The sequence below is a fragment of the Chromobacterium sp. S0633 genome (assembly GCF_024158805.1).
In the GTDB taxonomy this organism is placed as follows: Bacteria; Pseudomonadota; Gammaproteobacteria; order Burkholderiales; family Chromobacteriaceae; genus Chromobacterium.
The window spans coordinates 1-20,369 of record NZ_JAMZGH010000002.1 but is presented as its reverse complement, the minus strand read 5'-3'; the positions used below and the strand labels follow the sequence as shown (position 1 = coordinate 20,369).

Annotated in this window: 16 protein-coding genes; 6 read left to right on the top strand and 10 right to left on the bottom strand. The window is 60.7% G+C overall.

Translation table 11 applies throughout. From position 1 onward, the window contains the following. Positions 1–17: 17 nt before the first annotated feature. From NK214_RS01220 to NK214_RS01185, 8 genes are all read right to left on the bottom strand, one after another. Positions 18–674, bottom strand: a complete 657-nt coding sequence (locus tag NK214_RS01220) for a hypothetical protein (protein ID WP_253313594.1) — start codon at positions 672–674, stop codon at positions 18–20. Between the two features lie 112 nt (positions 675–786). Then, positions 787–1,155, bottom strand: a complete 369-nt coding sequence (locus NK214_RS01215; protein WP_253313593.1) for a hypothetical protein — start codon at positions 1,153–1,155, stop codon at positions 787–789. A 197-nt stretch (positions 1,156–1,352) separates the two neighbouring features. Next, positions 1,353–1,787: a hypothetical protein gene (locus NK214_RS01210; protein WP_253313592.1), complete on the bottom strand. Its 435-nt coding sequence runs from the start codon at positions 1,785–1,787 to the stop codon at positions 1,353–1,355. Between the two features lie 73 nt (positions 1,788–1,860). Then, positions 1,861–2,325 (bottom strand): hypothetical protein, encoded by a 465-nt coding sequence (locus NK214_RS01205; RefSeq protein ID WP_253313591.1) that lies wholly within the window; start codon positions 2,323–2,325, stop codon positions 1,861–1,863. 56 nt (positions 2,326–2,381) lie between these two features. Then, positions 2,382–2,849, bottom strand: coding sequence for a hypothetical protein (locus NK214_RS01200; protein ID WP_146176590.1), 468 nt, complete (start codon positions 2,847–2,849; stop codon positions 2,382–2,384). Continuing rightward, positions 2,834–3,682, bottom strand: a complete 849-nt coding sequence (locus NK214_RS01195; RefSeq protein WP_253313590.1) for a hypothetical protein — start codon at positions 3,680–3,682, stop codon at positions 2,834–2,836. Before NK214_RS01195 ends, NK214_RS01200 begins: the two co-directional genes overlap by 16 nt. A 3-nt stretch (positions 3,683–3,685) precedes the next feature. Further along, positions 3,686–4,258, bottom strand: a complete 573-nt coding sequence (locus NK214_RS01190) for a PAAR domain-containing protein (RefSeq protein ID WP_107798785.1) — start codon at positions 4,256–4,258, stop codon at positions 3,686–3,688. A gap of 462 nt (positions 4,259–4,720) precedes the next feature. After that, positions 4,721–8,041, bottom strand: coding sequence for an EAL domain-containing protein (locus tag NK214_RS01185; RefSeq protein ID WP_253313589.1), 3,321 nt, complete (start codon positions 8,039–8,041; stop codon positions 4,721–4,723). 504 nt (positions 8,042–8,545) lie between these two features. On the opposite strand from NK214_RS01185, the gene NK214_RS01180 reads away from it, so the two are divergent. The 6 genes from NK214_RS01180 to NK214_RS01155 all read left to right on the top strand — a co-directional run bounded on the left by NK214_RS01180 (position 8,546) and on the right by NK214_RS01155 (position 15,241). Next, positions 8,546–8,836: a hypothetical protein gene (locus NK214_RS01180; RefSeq protein ID WP_253313588.1), complete on the top strand. Its 291-nt coding sequence runs from the start codon at positions 8,546–8,548 to the stop codon at positions 8,834–8,836. 289 nt (positions 8,837–9,125) lie between these two features. Continuing rightward, positions 9,126–9,944: a BglG family transcription antiterminator LicT gene (licT, locus tag NK214_RS01175; RefSeq protein WP_107801716.1), complete on the top strand. Its 819-nt coding sequence runs from the start codon at positions 9,126–9,128 to the stop codon at positions 9,942–9,944. Positions 9,945–10,098: 154 nt separating this feature from the next. Continuing rightward, positions 10,099–11,952, top strand: coding sequence for a beta-glucoside-specific PTS transporter subunit IIABC (locus NK214_RS01170; RefSeq protein ID WP_253313587.1), 1,854 nt, complete (start codon positions 10,099–10,101; stop codon positions 11,950–11,952). Between the two features lie 23 nt (positions 11,953–11,975). Continuing rightward, on the top strand, positions 11,976–13,373 hold the full coding sequence (locus NK214_RS01165) for a glycoside hydrolase family 1 protein (RefSeq protein WP_253313586.1): 1,398 nt from the start codon (positions 11,976–11,978) through the stop codon (positions 13,371–13,373). 121 nt (positions 13,374–13,494) lie between these two features. Continuing rightward, positions 13,495–14,883, top strand: a complete 1,389-nt coding sequence (locus NK214_RS01160; RefSeq protein ID WP_253313585.1) for a carbohydrate porin — start codon at positions 13,495–13,497, stop codon at positions 14,881–14,883. A 49-nt stretch (positions 14,884–14,932) separates the two neighbouring features. Next, the gene (locus NK214_RS01155; protein ID WP_253313584.1) at positions 14,933–15,241 is read left to right on the top strand and encodes a DUF1484 family protein; all 309 of its coding nucleotides are present in this window, start codon (positions 14,933–14,935) and stop codon (positions 15,239–15,241) included. A gap of 34 nt (positions 15,242–15,275) precedes the next feature. On the opposite strand, the gene NK214_RS01150 is transcribed toward NK214_RS01155, so the two are convergent. Next, positions 15,276–18,374 carry a hypothetical protein gene (locus NK214_RS01150; RefSeq protein ID WP_253313583.1) on the bottom strand — a complete coding sequence of 1,033 codons (3,099 nt, stop codon included), beginning with the start codon at positions 18,372–18,374 and terminating at the stop codon, positions 15,276–15,278. A 10-nt stretch (positions 18,375–18,384) separates the two neighbouring features. After that, the coding region (locus NK214_RS01145; RefSeq protein ID WP_253313582.1) for a hypothetical protein at positions 18,385–20,369 on the bottom strand (1,985 nt) is incomplete at its 5' end.

The following is a 20,369-nucleotide window of genomic DNA, read 5'->3' as shown; positions in this document are numbered from 1 at the left end:
AGGCTCTTCCACAGTAATCAATCAAGCAAAAACCTATACACATTCCCCTCCTCCACAAAGGAAGCGAAATGCTTGCCCGCCAAGGGCACAAATCGGCCGGACTTAATCGCGTACTCATTGAGTACCACCCCAGCCGGCTCATCCTTGCCACCCTGATAGCGATACTCAAGCTTGTCGAACCGTACTTGGCCGTTCAAAAACCTAAGGCCCTGACAGGATGCAAACAGGCTGGGTAGCTTCCATCCTTGAGGCTTGGATCTGCCCAAGCGCAACAGGTAGACCGACTTATGTCTCACCGCCGTACCCGAGGCCGATGCAGGCGTATTTTCCACGCATGCCCAGCCGGCGGCGAAATACGCCACAGCCCCTCTCCCCAAATCCCCTGCATTAACCACCTCGCCAGGGAAAGCCTTGATCGACTTGGCCAACCATGTCCTGCCATCCAGGATGATCTTACCCTCTTTCAGCTCTACCTTATGACGGCCACCCGCTGCCATGCCCTGCCAAACATATCGGATGTCTTGTTCCCCCTCCAGGCTGAAAGGTTCTAGCTCGATACCCGAAGACTGGAATAAGCGATTTGGCAGGCTGCGGTAATAGGTCTCATACCCATCAAACAGCTCAGCAGCTAGGGCCCATGTTGGCAGAAACAGTAAAACCGCAAAATGATTCATGCGCATATCATTGTAAGGTCAGCAGAAACAAGCCATTTTATCGCCGCTCTAGCCTGCAGAACTCGGCATTTTACACTTCAACAGAAGCTCCCGGCTTCACCAACAATCAAACCTAGCATTTTCTACTAGCAGCTCCCCAATCTCGTAGTGTAAGATACTTTTTAGGTCTCATAAAACCAAAGCACGACCTGTGTTTTAGCTCATTCAACGAATAACTTACCCGCCCCTCCTTCTGAACTGACAACTCATATCTTTTCCCGCTTTTATACTTATAAAAAATCAAGCCATTCCCTTGAAGATGATGCTCTTGAATAAACCCATTATCCTCAGGCGTTGCGCTCAAATTAATCCGATCGACAACGTGAAAATCCTCATCAAGCAGATAGAACAGATAATTTGTCCCCTCCCAAAAATCATTCTCAAGAACAACAAGAAATAAATGATCTATCTTATATTGAGCAAAAACAGTTTCATAATCCACCCTAACTCTTGTAGCATGACCATCAAACATCAAGTCAAAGCATTCGTCCACCTCCCTTAAGGGCTTCACTTTCTGCAAGTGAAACAAATTTATTGAATGTACCATCTAATAAAATCTCCCCACACTTGCCCCACTTACATTTGACAACCACTTTTCAAAAACAAGCCCCTACACCTCTGTTAAAAGCAAATATTTTCTCAATCTAAAAAATCAAAAAATGACCTCCCCTTAAAATCACTCAACGAATAAAAAACCTTTCCTTTACCATCTATCTTTAAAGAGTACTTCTTGGAGTTATCTGATCTTTTGAAAACAAACTCTCCCTCCGAAAAATGCTTATCAGTCATAAATCCATCACACCCATAAGACTGAAATTGCTTCACACAATCCAAAGTCGAAAGACCTTTATCCAAAAGATAAAAAGCGTAGTTGACAATCTCAAAATGTTCATTCTTCAGCACGACAAAAAAACACCCATCCATTAATTTATATTGAACGACAATATCGTGATAGTAGATAGATTTGATACCAGTGCCCGCTCCTTCATACAAAAGTGTATACTCAACATCTCTTGATTCAGAAAGGTAGACATCACGTTTAGCTATGCTGAAAGCGCTTATTGCAACTGCCAATTTGCAAACTCCCCTAGCCTTTCATCTAGACAATCAATCGCCATTTTTATCAAGATTACAAGAACAGAAGGCATCATGCCTGCACTGACAGGGTTAAGAATTTCCGTGGCCTGATGAAATCAAGCAAAGCCCTATATTTGAAATCCCTTCCTGAATAACGAAATTCACCATCATCGCTAATCTTCAGCGCATATTTTTTATTATTCAGAGATCTCTCAAAGCAAAACACACCATCATTCAGTTGATAGCTCTGTATAAACCCCCTATCCAATTCAGACCAATCCAGACACAAGCAATCCAAGACATGAAGATTGGCATCAAGCAAATAAACAATATAATTTACAGCATCAAAACACTCATTTTCCAAAACAACAAAGAATCGCCCACTTTCACCTAAGCTATGCTGAATAAAGATAGTTTCACAATATGTTCTTACTCCTGTCCTATTGCCATCAAACAGTAGAAAGTAATAAGCACCCCCATCATTTGATGACCTCTCATCTTTTAGCAAGCTGAAGTTTATTATTTCAGACACCACCTTGCCCTCCTTTACACCTCACCCTACCACAACAATCGAAACCTTAAATAGCAGCACTACACTTCAGTTAGTGAAAAATATTTTTTCAGGCGAAGAAAATCAAAAAACGACCTACTCTTCAGGTCTCTTGTCGAATAAAAAAACCTTCCTACATGATCAATTTTCAAGACATATTTTTTCGCATTACCGGCTCTTTTGAAAGTAAACTCATCTCCATCAAGCCTATGGTCAACGATAAATCTCTCTTCACAATCATCAGAAGCAAATTGTCGCACACAGTCTAGAATCGAGAAATCAAAACTCAAGAGATAGAACTGATAATTAGTATCTTCCCAAGAGTCATTTTCCAGCACAACAAAATAGCGCCCCTCCTCCAACTGATATTGGGCAAAAACAGCATTATAGTAAATAGACTTGATACCGGTATCTTCTCCTTCACACAAAAGCACATACTCCACCTCTCCAGACTTGGAGAGGTGGCCATTACGTTCTTCTATACTGAAATATTTTATTGCAACTGCCAATTTGCAAACTCCTCCAGCTCATCATCTAGACTATCAACTACCACCTCAGATAATACCCCGCCAGCAACACTCCCCGCTAGAATCACAGCAATCGCACAAAATGGAGCACCTGGACCACAAAGAGTTGAAACTGCAAGTCCAGCAGCAGTTCCTCCCAGCATACCACCGCTAATAATAACTCCTTGTCTAATGGCTTCCTTTTTCTTATTCTCCGCTGCGGCCACCGAATACGTTGCTAGTGTGGCAGTTACAACCCAGCCCACCCTCCCCATCACTTTAAGTTTTTTTGCTTTCACATCAAACTTAGTACTTGAACTCGCTGCTGACTTGACTATTGCGTAGTAAACACTAGTTTTCTTTGAGCGCGTTAATCTTTCGAAGTCTTTACCATACAATCTCTTTGAATAAATATCTAACAACTCTTTTTCCGTAAGCCCTACTTTCTTATGAGCCTCGGCAATAGCAAGACCTTGCCTTGAAGTTATAACCCGGTGCTCCATCATAATTTTATTGCGCATCTTACTAGCAAATTGCATTCCTTCCTTTGCCGTTATAGTGCCAGCATCCACTTCATCAAGTACCGCCTGTGACATCCGCTGAATATTCTTCTGATAAGAAACCCGTACATTCCCATCACTGATAGCATCGGTTGCAAAACGTGCAGCCGCAGCTTCAAGTGCTTCAATGCTTTTCTTGAGCGGGGACTCCAGCTCATGCCGCTGGTTCACCTGATAATAGCCCCGGTACTCAATCTTATACTCGGGAGCGCTGGCCCCGCTGGTGGTGGAAGTGCCGGCGCTGCGGCTTCTGCCATAGGTCACGGAATCGCTCATGTCTCAGCCCTCGATCAGATTAAGGATTTTGCTGGAGAGGTTTTCGTCGCTAACGTCTTCATTTGCCGGAATTTCAACATGGATGCCCGCGATCTCCGCAATGGAGTCGATCCGCAAACAGCTGGCCTGGTCAAATGTCATCTCCTTCGAACTGCCGTCGTTAAAGTTGATGGTGCAAGCCAAGCCTTGGTAGTTCTCCTGCTCAGGCAGAGCAAACTCGATCCAGTTCGGGCCTTGAGCCGGCAAGGCCGACCCTGCCGCAATCATCGCGCTCAGCGGCCCCGGCACCCTCTTGGCTGCGCCAGGGTCGGTATCTACCGTGGCTTGAGACTGGGAGGCAATCAGGACTGCGCCGCAGGAAGTGAGCATCCCTTCCACCGCCACATTCTTGCCCATGAAGATGACGTTTTGCGCCCCGGCCACGATGACGAACTCTGTCTTGCACTGCGGACAGTAGCCACGGTGGCCGATGCCGGATGCGTTCTTGCCATAGATATTGAAGTTGGGGAATGACTCCAGCACGGTGCCGCCATGTGAAGTGGTATCGCCCTCCCGGACGATTGCGCGCGCAGCCATAGTTTTCCTTTCCATTCAAGAAAGTAGCTTCCGGCACGCCACGGGCATTCTCGGCAATTATTCTTAAGATATCAACTAAACGAAGTCCCCTGCTCCGATTTGTCCATACGGAGGCAACCGAACCTAGCGGCTCCGCCGCTGTATAGGTTCGTCTGGCTGCGCCCTCTTCGTACCCGCAAGAAGGCCAAGCCTGACGGCTGTCGTAGTAGATTGCGGTCTTGCAACCTTGTCGCGCGCCTGGTCAAGCCTCTCGGCTGGCGCCAAAGTTGACCAGGAGGCCGCAATAACGCCTTCCCCTCCGCACTCCGTTGCGTATGCCTCGTCCATGGGATATGCCGGGCCGCCGGTCATCAAAGCATTGCGGGGCCTCAGCCAGCGCTTGCTCGCGCAACAGGAGCAAAACAGCTTGCCGCAGCTAGCCGTCCAAGCAAAGCGGCTTGCGGCACAGGAGGCTTTCCCACGCTATGGCGCCCGGAATGTGGTAGTCCAGGCGGCGAACTGCTCAGCCGGCATCGGCGCGGCAATAAAATACCCCTGAGCATAGTCGCAGCCCAGCTCACGCAGGCTCTGCCAGTCAGCGGCGGACTCCACTCCCTCCGCCACCACCAGCCGTCCCAGATGGTGGACAAGTTCGATGGTGGATTTCACGATCATGGCGGAGTCTTTGTCCTGCGACATATTCATCACAAAAGACTGATCAATCTTGATGTAATCCACCGGCAGTTTTTGCAGATAGCTCAACGACGAGTAGCCGGTGCCAAAATCATCCACATACAGTGCGACACCAGCGCATCGCAGTTCATGCAACAAGGCCAGCGCCAGCTCCGGGTCCAGCATCACGGAGCTTTCCGTGATTTCCAGCTCCAACAAGCCGGTGCGAATCGAACGCTGTTCCTGCCAAAGCCGCAGCTTGTCCGGCAAGGCGTCGTCCTGCAGATTGCGCACCGATAAATTGACCGCGATGGGCAGCATCAGCCGCTGCCGCTGCCAAGCTTGCAGAAGCTCCAGCGTTGCCGTAATGACCCACTCGGTCAGCGGGTGGATAAGCCCGGACCGCTCAGCGATATCAATGAAGGCGCTGGGCCCCAACAAGCCGTGCTGCGGATGCTGCCAGCGCACCAAGGCCTCAGCGCCGCAGACCCGGCCATCGGCCAGGCTGACCTTGGGCTGCAGGTATAGCCGCAGCTCGCCCTGCGCTATGGCATGGCGGAGTTCTCTGGCCAGCGTCAGCCGCTCGGCCTGCGTCTCGCCCTTGCCCGGTTCGTACAGGCAATAAGCCACCCCTCGCTGCTTGGCCTGCTGTGCGGCCTTGCCCATATGACGCAACAAATCGTGTACGTTCCCCCCATGTTGAGGGAACAGCGCGATTCCCACTCTTGCAGCAACGTCCAGGGTCAGCCCCGCCACTTCAAAAGCGGTGGTCATCGTCCAGGTGACCGCCGTGACCAGCACCAAGGCCTCTTGCGCATCGGCGCCGGGGAGCAAGACCGCAAATTCGTCGCCTCGCACGCGCGCGGCCAACGCGGCGGCGGGCAGGCAAGCCCTCAGGCGAGCGCCAAACTCACGCAATACCTGGTCGCCCTGCGCAAAGCCGAGCACCTCGTTGATTTCCCCCAGCCGCTCGATATTGAACTGCAGCACGGCCAGCATGCGGCCCTCCTGGCTGGCGTGCACAACGGCCAGCGTCAATGCCTCTTCAAACTGCAACATATTGGGCAGGCCGGTCAGTTGATCATGGCGCAGCATTTGCTGCATGGCTGCGCGGGCCTGCTCTCGTTCCCGCTGCGCACGCAAGGAGCCGATGCCGAACGCGAGATCGGCGCTGGCCTCAATCAGCAAATCAATCTCGTCGTCGTCAAAGGTATCCGCCTGCTTGTCGTAAATGGTCAGGGCGCCGATCACGCGGCCGTCCACCCGCAACGGGCAGGCCAGGCCGGATGCCGCCCCATACATCAAGGCCCGCAGCGCCTGGTACCGGCTGTCGTTCTGCATGTCGCGCGCCAGTTGCACCTTGCCGGTACGCACGGCAGTCGGCGTGATGCTGATGCCGCCGGCGGCATCGGCCCTGCCCAGGACAATGCCTTTCAGTTCGTCCAGCCCGCCGGCAAAGCCGCATTGAGCCATCGGCTGTAGCTCTTGCGCCTCTCCGTCGCCATACCAGATCACCGCCGTGTCGTAACCGCCGGCCTCAACAATGGCCCGGCAGCTGCTGTCCAGCAACTCCTGCTCGTCCTTGGCGCGCAACATGGCGCGGTTGCCAGCGCTGAGGGTACGTAAGGCGCGGGAAACATGCTCCAGCTCGCGCACTTGCTGAGACAGTTCGTTGTTGAGCAGCTGGATATGCTCCTCTGCCGCCTTGCGCTCGGTGACGTCGATGCCCAGCACGTAATAACCGATCACCTCCTCCTGCTCATTGCGTTTGGGCACATAGCGTATGTTTTGCCAAACCCCCGGAAAAGGCTGCCAGTCATAGTCCAGCGGCTCGCCTGCCAGCGCTTTGTCAATGCGCGGACAGGCTATGTCGTAACGCTCCTCCCCCAGAATTTCCTTCACGGCGCAGCCGGTGATGTTCACGCGCTCTGGCGCAAAGCGCTGCCGGTACTGTTCGTTGACATACACATAGAGGCGATCGGCATTGACATAGGCAATCAGCACCGGCACTGCGCTGAGGATGGCGTCCAGATGCGCCTCGCTTTCCACCAAGCGCAAGGACCGGTCCTGCACTCTCTCGGTAAGCAGGGCATTCTGCGCCAGTATGGTCAGCCGGGCATCCCGTTCCGCGGTGGAGTCATGGAATACGACCACCACGCCGTTCAGTTGACCGCCGCTGGCGATAATCGGGGCCACGGTGTAGCTGATCGGGCACTGCCGGCCGTCACGCGCCACCAGTTCCCCATGCCAGGACTCCGGCATGTGCAAGGCCTGAGTCACCATTCTTGTGCCGCACGCCAATAAATCGATAGCCCGGTCGTCTTTATCCCGCCGCACCGTCAATATCTGTGACAGGGGCAAGCCGACGGCCTCGGCGGCGGGCCAACCCGTAAGTAACTCGGCCACCCGGTTGCAACGGGTAATCAAGCCCGCCGCATTGACGGAAACAACCGCGTCCCCAATCGAATGCAGCGTGGCGGCCAGGCTTTCCTCGCTGGACGCCAATGCCTCCCGGCTGGCCTTGAGCGCCCGCCATTGCCGCCGCACCATGAAAAAAGTCCCGGCCAGCAGCAGGTAAAGCGTAATGCCGCTCAGGCCGTTCCACCATAGCTGCCACTGCTGTGAGCGCTCATAATCGATCTGCCTCCGTTCCAACACGTGGTGCTCTTCCCGGTCCATTTCGTCCAGCAAGCGATATACCTGTGTGCGGGAGGCGCGTAGCGGCGCTTGCGTCGCATAGGCGCTGGCTGCGGTTCCGCCCTGCTGGCGATACAAGCGCTCAACCTCACGGGAGATTGCCAATCGCTGATTGACGACTCTGCGCAGAGCTATCCAACGCTTAAGCTGTTCCGGGCTATCGCCGACTCGCACACGAAGCTGCGCCAGCAAGTGCTCGCGTGCGTCAATTGCCCTGTCGCGCTCCTTTAAATTGGATTCATCGCCTGTCAGACGATAGTTCTGAGTGCTCATTTCCACTTGCGTGGTATCGCCGCGGATATGCGCCAACTGGTCCATGACCAGAACGCTGTTCGCCAGCCAGTGCGCGGCTTGACTGGCGTTGTCGACAACCTTCCAGATGGAAAGCGACAGCGCCGCTACAAACAACATGGCAACGGCAATGGCGACTCGCAACTTGGCTTCAAATCGGTCTGGCAAAATGTCCACCCCGGCGTGCTGACCCCAATCAATATCCTATATAGATAGTAAATTCCGCCACGGTAGAACAAGGCATTAACCAAGGGTTTGGTCTTGAGGCCCCACAAACTCCAGCCCGCTCCCCCTTGAAAATTCCGATTTGATGAACCACGACGCATCCTTTGAAGGATGACAATCAAGAAACCCTCCTCTCCTCCGCCATTGGCTTGACGCCCCACCCCCGCCTCAGTACCCTGTGCCTCGCGCTGCGCCCAATACGCTGCGTAGGGCTGGCAAGCCCAGAAATGTATGATCGCAGACTCTTTTGTGTCCGCTTTGGCACAACTACGTCTGCTGCCACGCTGTACCCATTCGGGTAGGCCGTGGCAGGGAGCTCCTTGTGGGCTGCCGGTCCTTGATCATACATACCGGTCTTGCCACCTTGTCACGTGCCTGTCCATGCCTCTCCGGGCAGGCTCTAAAGCTGACTAGGAGACCGCAATGCCCCCTTCCCATCCGCACTCCGCTTTCGCCAAACCACCGCCTGATCCACAGAGCCAAACCCTGGCCGCCTGCACCCTGGCCTTGAACTGCCTCGCCACCCTGCGTCATGCGCTTGACGCCTTCCAATCCCACGCCGCACAGTCACATCAACCCCGTTTGCAGCATCTGGCCTGCGCCGCCACCGCGGTGCTGGACGATTGCGCCAGCCAGTTGCACAGCCTTTGCCCCGACGCCGTTCCCTGCCCGCAGAACGACGGGTTTCCAACACTGACTTGGAGACCGCAATGACGCCTTCCCTCTCTTTCGCCACGGCCGCTAAACCGCCCCCGGCTGCCCGCTCTGTCAGACGCCCGCATCAGTCGGCGTTGAATCGTCATATTTTTAACAAATTAAGTTGTCATTCCTACCATCCTATGGTCTTATGCGTTGATGACAGCTGGGACCAAAGCCGTGACAGGGTTCCCGCGTCGTCAAACCGGATGTATGTGCTCAAGGATTGTTACTGCGCAAGCAGGCAAAACCTGATGACTTGGCTGAGGCCAAGCCGTCAGGTTTTTTTGTTTTCAGGGTGTGCGCTATGAAAATCAGCAAAATCTTGAACAACAACGCGGCCCTCGTGTTGGACGAACACCAGCATGAGTTGGTGGCCATGGGCTGCGGCCTCGGGTTCCAAAAGCGCCCGGGAGACGCGCTGGACCCGGCCCGGATCGAAAAACTCTTCGCCTTGCAAAACCATGAGCTGACATCCCGCTTGAGCGAAGTCTTGAGCGGCATCCCCGCGGAGGTGATGGCGGTGTGCGCCGATATCCTCAGCCTGGCGAAAAAGCAATTGGGCAAACTGCCCGAGGAGGTGTATCTGGCGCTGCTGGATCACTGCCATTTCGCGATTGAACGCCAGCGCCAGGGTATTGCCCTCCACAACGCGCTGCAATGGGAAATGCGCAGGCTCTACCCAAGAGAGTTCGCCCTTGGCCAGCAAGCGCTGATGCTGATTGAACAGCGCCTGGGTCTGAGCCTGCCGGAAGATGAAGCGGGGTTCATCGCCTGGCATTTGACCAATGCCCAAATATCAACCGAGGCTCTCGGGATGCAAGCTATTTCCCAATTGATGCAGCAGATACTCCGGATTGTCACCTACCAGCAAGGGCGTGAGCTTGACGAGCAAATGCTGAACTACCACCGCTTCATTGCCCACCTGAAGTTTTTTGCGCAACGCGTGTTGTCGCAGCAGACATTGCCTGTTGGAGACGCCTCCTTGCATGCGGCGGTGAAGGCAAGCTACCCGCAGGCGTGGCGCAGCGCGGAAAGTGTTAGAGGCTTTATTTGGGAGCAGTACCAGAAGGAACTTGAGTTGGACGAGATGATGTTCCTCGCCATTCACATCAGCCGCCTGTAAGCCTGATCTTTACTCGCCGGCGGCTTTGAGCCGCCGAGACATCAACAGGGTTGTTACTGTCTAGAACAGGCAAAACCTGACCACGCCTCCCCCATTGCGGGCGGGCGCGGTCAGGTTTTTTTTTGAGCGCTCGCTCGCCATAGGGAGGAGAACAATGGACATACTCGCCAAGCTGATCGTCGCGGGAGTGGGCGGCAAGGACAATATTCTGAGCCTGGTGCACTGCGCCACCCGTCTGCGCTTCAAATTGCGCAACCCGGGGCTGGCCCATGCCGAAAGCTTGAACAACCTGCCCGACGTTCTCATTGCGCTGGAGAGCGGCGGGCAATTCCAGGTGGTGATCGGCAACCGGGTGGCGGAGGTCTATGCCGAGATACAGCCGCTGATGGGTGCCCAGGAGGACGCCGATAAGGAAGAAAAGGATGGGCTGTTCAATCGTTTTATCAGCCTGGTATCGGCCATCTTCATGCCCGTCCTGGGCATTCTTACCGCCTCCGGTGTTTTAAAAGGGCTGCTGGCCCTGTTCGTGGCTTGCGCTTGGCTGAGCAAGAGCAGCGGCACTTATTTACTCTTGTTCACCGCCAGCGACGCCTTGTTTTATTTCCTGCCGATGGCGCTGGGCTATACCGCCGGCAAAAAATTTGGCGGTAATCCTCTGTTCACCATGGCGATTGGCGGCGCCTTGGTGCATCCACAAGCGCTCCGTGCTTTTGAGGCCGCCAAAGACCCGGGGACGGCGGCTTTGGATTTTCTCGGCCTGCCCGTGACCTTGATGAATTACAGCTCCTCGGTGATGCCCATCCTGTTTGCGGCCTGGGTCAGTTGCCAAGTCGAGCGTAGGCTCCGTCCACGCCTGCATGACTCGGTGCGCAACATCCTGACGCCCCTGGCCTGCCTGATCCTGGTTGTGCCGCTCACCTTCATTCTGATAGGACCGCTGGCCACTTGGGCCAGCCAAACACTGGCGGGCGGCATTCAGGTCTTGTACGGCTTCATGCCCATGCTTGCGGGTGCCGCCTTGGGCGCGGGCTGGCAGGTCTTGGTGATCTTCGGCCTGCACTGGGGCTTCATCCCGCTGTTCTACAACAATCTGAGCGCGCTGGGCTACGACACCTTGACGCCCATGTTGATCCCCGCTGTTTTAGGGCAGGCTGGCGCAGCCTTTGGGGTGATGCTGCGCAGCCGCGACGCCAAAAAACGCGCCCTGGCCGGCTCGGCGGTCACGTCCGGCCTGTTCGGCATTACCGAACCGGCCATCTATGCCATCAATTTGCCGGCCAAACGCCCTTTCATCTTCGGCTGCGTGGGAGGCTCGCTAGGCGGCCTGTTTGTCGGCTATGTGCAGGCAAAAAAATACTCGATGGGTCTGGCCAGCATTTTTTCCTTTGCTCAACTCATTCCCGACAGCGGCATCGACTATACGGTTTGGGGCGCGATTGCCGGCAGCCTGCTGGCGGCGAGTCTCGCCGCGCTGCTCACCTTCTTTTTTGGCACGCCCAAAGCGGAGGCGGCGGCTGCCGCGACGGCAGAGCCTCCAACCGCGGTCGATGCCGCATCGTCTTATCAAGTCCTCTCCCCGATTCATGGCCAGCCCCAGCCGCTCGACACCGTGTCGGACCCCGCCTTCGCCAGCGGCGTGCTGGGCAAGGGCGTGGCTATCCTGCCGCATAGCGGCCGGGTGGTGGCGCCGTTTGGCGGCCGGGTCAAATCCCTATTCCACTCTTGCCACGCCCTGGCGCTCGTCGCCGACGACGGCACCGAAATGCTGATCCATATCGGCATCAACACCGTCAAGCTCGATGGCCGCCACTTCAACGCCCATGTCCGGACAGGCGACGCCATCACGGCGGGCGATCTGCTGTTGGAGTTTGACCGCGCCTCCATTGCCGAGGCCGGCTTCGACATGACCAGCTTGGTGCTGATCAGCAACCCCGGCTGCCCGCAAGTGCAGCCTCTCACCATGGCCGAGGTGGCGGAGTTGGCCCCTCTGCTGGCCGTCAGTCGTTAACCACCGCATCAGGAGATATAGAGATGACATTGTTTCCCGCTGATTTTCTATGGGGCGGCGCTTTGGCCGCCAATCAGGCTGAAGGCGCTTACCTGGCCGATGGCAAGGGCCTGTCCACCTCGGATGTGCTGCCGCAAGGGGTGTTTGGCCCCATCGCCCAGCGCGTGGCCGGCGACAGCGGCCTCAAGGACCAGGCCATAGACTTTTATCACCGCTATCCGGAGGACATCGCCCTGTTCGCCGAGATGGGTTTTAGCTGCCTGCGCGTGTCCATCGCCTGGAGCCGCATCTTTCCCCAAGGCGACGAGGACGCGCCCAACGAGGCCGGGCTGGCGTTTTATGATCGCCTGTTCGACGAAATGGCCAAGCACGGGATTCAACCCTTGGTCACGCTGTCGCACTTCGAAATGCCCTATGCGCTGACCCAGCGACACGGCGGTTGGGCCAGCCGCCAGACCATCGCCTTTTTTGAGCATTACGCCCGCACCGTGTTCGCCCGCTATCGCGACAAGGTCAAATACTGGCTGACCTTCAATGAAATCAATATGGCGCTGCACGCGCCGTTTACCGGCGTCGGTCTGCCGCCGGACAGCGGCAAGCAAGCGGTTTACCAAGCCATCCATCACCAACTGGTGGCCAGCGCCCGCACCGTCAAAGCCTGCCATGAACTGATACCGGGCGCCCGGATCGGCAATATGTTGTTGGGAGGCGTTCGTTACCCGCTCACGTGCCGGCCGGAAGACGTGCAGGAAGCTTTGCGGCAAAACCGAAAGTGGCTGTTCTTTGGCGATGTGCAGGCAAGAGGCGCTTATCCGGCCTATATGCAGCGCTTCTTCCGCGAGGCAGGCATCGCGTTGGACATCCGCGCTGCCGACCTTGACGACCTGCGCGCCACCGTGGATTTCATCTCCTTCAGCTACTACATGTCCGGCTGCGCCTCAGCCGATCCCACAGTGGGCCAACAGACAAACGGCGTGCTGGGCATGGTGCCCAACCCTCACCTGCCCAGTTCGGAATGGGGCTGGCAGATCGACCCGCAGGGCCTGCGCTACCTGCTCAATCTGCTCTACGACCGCTACCAGAAGCCGCTGTTCATCGTGGAGAACGGCCTGGGCGCGCGCGACGAGGTGACGCCGGACGGCCGCATCCACGACCCCTACCGCATCCAATACCTCAACGATCACCTGCTGCAAGCGGCCGAGGCCCTGGACGACGGCGTGGAACTCCTTGGCTACACCAGTTGGGGGCCTATTGATCTAGTCAGCGCCTCCAAGGCGGAGATGTCCAAACGCTACGGCTTCATCCACGTCGATCTGGACGACCAAGGCCAAGGCAGCCTGGAGAGACGGCGCAAGGACAGCTTTTACTGGTATCGAGACGTGATCCGCAGCCGGGGACAAACGCTGAAGCCGGCCGGCTAATCGCAGAAACGGGAACATTCGCGGCCCGCCAACAGCGGGCCAAGCCATAGCAGGCTCTGCCATAGGCCAGGAGCGGGCTTTGCCCGCGCCTAGGCAGCCGCCGGAAAGTCAGGAGACAAACATGCCTACCTTGTTCTCTATCGCCCCGCGTCGCGGTCCCTTGGCTTTGGCGCTGAGCTTAGGGGTATTGCTAAGCCCCGATGTCATTCAAGCCGAAAGCCAAAACCCGGCCTGGAACGGCACGGTTCTGGGCTTCGAACCGCAGGCCGGCGACTTGCTCAGCACCGATACCGGTATTCGCAACCGGCTGGAACAATATGGTTTTCGTTATCGCCTGGCCCACGTCAGCCAAACCGCCTACAACGCCAAAGGCGGTTACAACACGGACAAGAAAGCCGAATACATCGACCAGTTTTCGCTGACCTTCAGCCAAAGCCTGGAGGCGCTGACCGGCATGCCCGATGCCGCGATCGAGGGCAATATCGTCAACCGCAATCATGACAACAATCTGACCAGCACGCGGCTGCAAGACCCACGCGTCGGTTTCAACGATCTGGCGCAGGAAAGCTGGGGCGGCCAGTCCATTACCCGGCTGGGCTGGCTGACCTTCCGTCGCAGCTTTCTCGACGGCAGATTGCAGTGGCGGATAGGACTGATGAACAAGGTGCAGGACTTCGACCAGATCATTCCCTGCGATTTCCAGACCTTGAATCTGTGCGGAGGAAAATCCGCCGGCTCGCGCACTTGGTACAACTGGAACGTGCACTACTGGGGCACAAGCTTACAGTACCGGCTCACTCCGGAAGTCACCCTGAAAACCGGCCTGCTGGAACAGAACCCGCAAGCGCCATCACGCAGCCACGCCTGGAGCGTATCCACCGACGGCAGCCGCGGCATCCTGCTGCCGCTGGAAGCGGAATGGAAAACCCGCCATTTTGGCCTGCCAGGCATTTACATGCTGGGATTGCTCTATACCAATGCCAAGCAACGCGACTTCTACGCCGGAGCATCCGGAGGCGCGGGAACGGACGACCCCGCGGGGTATCGGCACTACCGCAATACTTGGTATCTGTACACCGGCTTCAATCAACAGCTGACTCGCCGCCTTGAAACAGCCAACCGCGGGCTCAGCCTCTCCTGGAGCTTGGGCGTGGCCGATCAACGCAGCAACGCCCGGTCCTATGCCAGCTCCTTGTCCTTACGCTATCGCGGACCATTTGATGCCCGGCCAAATGACTGGCTGGCCTTGGGCGTATCCAAATTTCAGGCCAGCCCCAACTGGCGCCGCAGCCAGAGCCTGCTGAATCAGCGAGCCGGCGTCAGCGACTATCAGGACCCGCTTTACGCGCCGCTGCCGGAATCCTCGGTCAACGCCGAATTGATCTACCGCTACCAGGTCTGGCCCTGGCTGGAGTTGCAACCCGGACTCCAATACTGGGTGCGGCCGGGAGGGCTGGTTCAGACGCCCAATGCCTGGGTCGTGGGCCTAAAAACCACCCTCAACTTCTGATATCGCCAATCTTCTTGAGTTTTTCAGAGGGGTCAAACCAAGGAATGCCATGACAACGACCTTGCCCGCCATGGAGCAATTAAGGCGCTTGAACCAGAACCTGAGCAATGCACAGGACCAGAGCGCCTTGCCGCAGCTTGGCCGGCAACTGGCCCGGCAATGCGAAGAGATGGACGCCCGTCTGACGCAGGGCCTGATCGACATCCGCGCCGCCCATCTTGGCCTGCAGGCCATCCTGACCCTGCTGCAGCGCCGCGACGAGCCCTTGCTGTGGAGCAGCGAGGAAGCCGCGGCGCTGCTGGAGCCGCTGCAACAGCGCCTGAGCCAGGGCTTAAGCCGCATCAACCGCCTGGTCTAGCCCGCCTGGCCTCCCTGCCTGCGGCCGGCGGGCCTCAGGTGCTGCTCTCGCTCAACAGCCCCGCCAGGGTCAGCAGCCCGGACGCGCCGGTGGCGCCGTTGGGATCGGCGACATCCTCGCTCTGCGGGATGACCGACGCATCCGTCGGGCCCAGCCACAGCGGGGCCAGCCGGCTGAGGCCGCCTTGCATCAGCAGATCCGAGATCAGATCAAAGGCCGCGGCGGGCGATTGCAGGCGCAGCCATTCCGAGGCCGGCAGCCCCGCCGCGTCCGTTGGGCTCACCTGCAGCTTGGCCGCCATCAGTTGCCGGCGGAAAGCGCTCACCTTGCGGCTGTAACCGCCGGCGATGTCCCGATCGAACGAGGCCACCGCCATGCTGCCGTCGAAGGTCATGCCGCGGCGCCGGAAATGGGTGGCGCCGCTCAGGCACCAGACGTCGTCGACAATGACGGTGGTGGTACGCAGCTGCGCCCAGCGGCCGGGGAAGCCGCGCGGGTGGAACACCGCCACGCGCGCCGCGCCAGCGCTTTGCAGGATGTCCACGGCGTCCTTGCGCTGGGCGATCGCCCTGCGCACAAAGGGCGCGTACGCGGGCGCGAAGTCCGTCTCGCGCGGCAGGCAGACAATCACTTTCAGATTGGGGTTGACCGCCATCCGGTCCGCTATCTTTTGCGCAAGGTCTATCTCATAGGCGGCGGGCGGGCCGCTGGGCCGCGCGGTGCGGGCGAAACCGGCGGTTTCGATGTAGATCAGTTCATCGGCCTCGCCGATGGCGCGGGTCAGCGCCCAGAGCGAGTCGCGGTTGCCATGCTTGGAGACGAAGAATTCGCGCCGCACCGCGTTGATCAGCCGGTCTTCGTTGGAGATGGTGATGGACGGCGCGCTGCCCAGCCCCAAGGCCGCGGCCAGCTGGTTGAGCAGGTTCTGGAAGGTGATGGGCGAGGACGAGCCCAGCGGGTTGTCGTCGGGCAGCAAGGACAGTTCCGGCGTTTCGCATACCGCGCACACCGTTTCCAGCGCCACGCCCGAGGAGCTGCCGGGCGTGGCCGCCGGCGCGGCGGCGGGCGGGTTGAAGTTGTTGCCGCCGGACATGGCGATCCAGCCCGGCGTGCTATCTCCGGGCAAGGGAAAGATGGGCTGGACGCGGCGCAGCGCGTGCTGGGCCAGGTCGTAAGCCAGCGCGCCGGTGACGCGCACGCCCGGCGCATGGGTGTCCGGGCCGGCGGGGTTGCCAGGGTTGGCGTTGGCGTGGTCCGCCGATCGGCTTTCGCGCGCCCAGCGGCCGCCGCTGAGCACCGCGTCCCAGTCCAGCCCCGCCGATACGTTGGCGCTGGGGACGCCGGTGACGACGATCGCGTCGAAGCGCGCCATGGTGGGCATGCGCGGCCCTTGGCGCGGCTGGGTTTCGGACATCAGCGCGCGCGCCAGGTCCGCCGCGGTGGCCGGGGAGCCGCCCGGCGGCGTCACGGTGCGCGGCAGGCCGAAGAGCGGCACCGGGCAGATGGATTTGATGTTGTCCGGCCAGGCCGCCAGCGGGTCTCCGGCGGCGAAGGGGTCGGCCGGCGCGGCCGCCGGCCCGGCGGCGATGACGGCGCGCTGCGCCGCCCACATGCGCCGCCGCCCGGTGCGCGGCGCGATCACCAGGTCATAGACCAGGGTGCCGGGGCTGGGCAGCGGGTCCCCAGGCTTCAGGCCAAACGGGTTGCGCACCAACACCTGCACCGGGCTGCCCGCCGCGGCGATCGCCGCGCCGCCGTCCGCGCGCAGGAAGGAGAGCTCCTCGCCTATGGCCTGGATCAGCTGGAAGCGCTGCGCGAAAACGCGCACGGTGGCGCCGCTGGGCGCGAAATCGGCCGGGATGGCCACCACCACGTCGTTGGTTCCGGACCAGGCGGCGGTGACGCCGGCCGGCGGCGCCATGCCCGCGCCAAAGCCTGCATTGGTGTTGGGGCCGGGAAAAGCCGGCCAGTGCGCGCCCGCGCCCGGCGCGGCGGCGGTGCCCACGCCGGATTCAAAGGTGGGCGACACGGCGAACATCAGCGCGCCAGCGCCGGCCCCCATCATGCGTCCCGCCGTCTGAGACGCCGCGGCCAACATGTCCGGGCCGTCCGCCAGATAATCCACGGTTACGCCGTCCCTGACCTGGGGCTGCAGGTCCGCCGGTATTTTCTGGTCGTCCGCGGGGATGCCGTTGACCGCGGAGGCGGTGCGGTTGCCGCGCAAATGCCAATCCAGGTCCACGGCGAAGGCGCGGACGAACTGGCGCGCCAGCGTCACCCCCGCCGGCAGATTGGGCACGGTGAGCGGTCCGGCCGACATGGTGCCGCCGCCGGCCCAGCCCAGGCGCAGCCTGGCCGCCGCGCCGGCTCCCGTGCCCGCCAATTGCTGGCCGGCGCTCATGGCCACCAGCCCTGCCGCGCCCAGCGCCGTGGACGAGCCGCCGCCGGACGCCTGCCTTTCCACGCCGGGGCCGCCGCCCACCGCTGAAAACGCGCGCCCGTGCAACGTGGCCACCTGGGCGAGCACGCCGCCGGCCAGGCCGGCAATGCTGCGCACCCCGCCCGCCGCCGCGGGCGATACCGCGCCGGCGCTGATATCCAGCGCGGGAAACGCCGTTTGCAGATCGTCCAGCATGGCGGCCACCGCGACGGGGTCGACGATGAGTCCGCGCGCATCGTGAAAACTCAGCGCCGCGCCCGCGGCCCCGGCCGGCAGGTCATCGCCCGGATCGTAGCTGTGCGGCGAGACGTTGTCCGTCAGGCCGCGGACAATCAGGGTATGCGGCACGGCGCGCACCTGGGGCTGCCCGGGCGCGGCGTAACGGCCGGCGGCCAGCGTCTCCAGCCGCGCAGCCGCCTGCGGATGCAGACGCAGCGCCGCGCCGGCCCCGCTCAGGGGCGCGCCGTCCGCCGCGCGGAACGCGGCCAGGTTGTCCAGGTATTCAAGAATGCCGCGCCACGGCGCCTTGGGCGCGCCGGCAAAGGCGAGCGTAAGCGCCGCGCCGTCAAACGCGGGGTTGGCCCCGCCCCAGCGGGGCCCCAGCCGCAGCGCGGTCAGCCCCAGCGCGTCCAGTCCGTGGTCCTTGAGCGCCTGCGCGGCGCCCGCCGGCGTCAACGTGAAAACCGTCACCATGGCGCGCTCCTTATCCGTGGGCCCGTTGTTCGACCGTGCGGCCGTCGGGCGTGATGATGCGAACCAAGACGCCACGCAAGGCCAGCGCCGAGACGATGGCGAAATGGTCGTGCGCCGGCGCGGCCTGCCGCGCCACGGCCGGCCCCGACGCGCCGAGGACGGGCCTGCCGGACACGGTGGGCACCGAGCTCAGCTCCGCCTCGAACACATAGACCCCGTTGATCAGCTTGAACTGGGACGGCGCAGGACGCGGGCCGATGATGATGGGCGGGATTCCTATGCCGCCTATGCCGCCCAGCCCGGGCGGCAGCCGCGGCGAGAGGGGCGGAATGGTCGGCAAGGGCCGGATGGGCGGTATCGGCGTAATGGGCGGAACCGACGGTTCGGGCGTCAGTTCTATGCGCAGACGATAGACCCCGCCCGCATCGCTGTCCGGCGCGTTGCTGCTAAAGGTGTAGGCCTTGCCGGACGGCGACAGGGCCGCGCCGACGATGGGCGACAACAGCGGCAGCGGGACGATGGAGCCGGACGGGATGGCCAGCGTACGCTCGCTCGCGCGTCCCAGCGGGTCCGTCATCCGCACCGTCACCGACACCGCGTCGCCCATGGCGGCGCGGCGCACCAGCAGCCGGTATTGGGTGGGGCCGCCGTCTATGCGCCAGACGTCCGTGCCGGTGACGGGCGGCGCCAGGCCCAGCTTGTCCAGCGCCGTCTGCCGCCGCAACAGGGGCGCGCCGCCGGCCAGGACGGCTTCCACCGACAGCATGTGCGGCCCGGCCGGCGTGGCCGCCACCGGCGCGTTGGAGCTGAACTGCAGCAGCACCGCGGCCGGATCGCCGCCGGGCCAGCTCATCGTCAGCGGGGACAGGTCCGGCGGCCCGGCCGGCGGGATCAGCACCGACACCGCGGGCGACGGCCGCGAACGCCCCTTGAGCACGCCGCGCAGCGCGTCGTCGTCGCTCCAGGCCACGGCGCGATACCAGACATTGCGCCATGAGCCGCTGGGGCGGTCTTCGCCGGCCAGGCGGGCGATCCAGTCGCCGCCGCCGTCCGGCGCGCTCACCGTCCAGCCGCCGCCGCTGGCCATGACGCTGGCGATTGGCGGGCCCATGCTGTCCAGCGCGCGCGCCGCGTCGTCCACGCGCACGCGGTACAGGTCTATGCGCTTGGGCCGCGCGCCCGCGCCGCCGCGCGTGCCCACCCGGATGCGCGCCCGGTAGTCCGGCGCGGCGGGCGGTTTGTCGAACACCATCTGCACTTCTATCGTTGGCGGCGCGGGCTCGGCCACACGCGGCGCGGCGTAGGCGATGAGCGCCTGATCCGCGTTCGGCCCGCTGGGCCAGGCCGCTTCGTGGCCGCCCGCCATCATGGGCAGCACGGTGTAGACGTGGATGTCGCGCGAGCCGCGCGGCATCGTCACGTCGGCGGCGGTGACGGTGATCAGTTCGGCGTTGCGGCGGATGAAGTCCCGGCGGATGGGGTTGGCCTTGAACGCCTGCTTGATCGTGCTCAGCCGCTGGCTGAGCGTGCGTTCCGGCGTTGGTTCCGGCTGCCCGGGGTGGCTGCTGAGGATGCGGGTTTCGGTGCTTTCATACACCGCGTAGCCCACGGCGCCGGCCACGGCCGCCCAGCTCAGGTGCGCGTGGCATTCGCCGGCGGCGTCCGGCAGGCTGGCGAGCTGGACGATGTCCACGACGGTGGGCCGCGCTCGCGGATCGGAGGCGTAAGCCAGGCGCGGCGTAGGCGGCCAGGGGCCGCTGCGGTGCGGCGCGATGGCCTCCACCGCGCGCGCCTCCAGCACCAGGCCGATATGCGGCGCGGCGCCGAAGTCCAGCGAGAAGCCGGGAATCGTCAGCCGGTAACGCCGGCTGCTGCCCTGCGCGGCGTGGCCGGGCGTCACCACCGCCGCGCCTTCCGCGTCCAGCGCATCCACCGTGCCGCCGGCCAGCGCGGGCGCGTCGCCGGCGAAAGTCAGCTGCATGGCCGCCGCCGCGC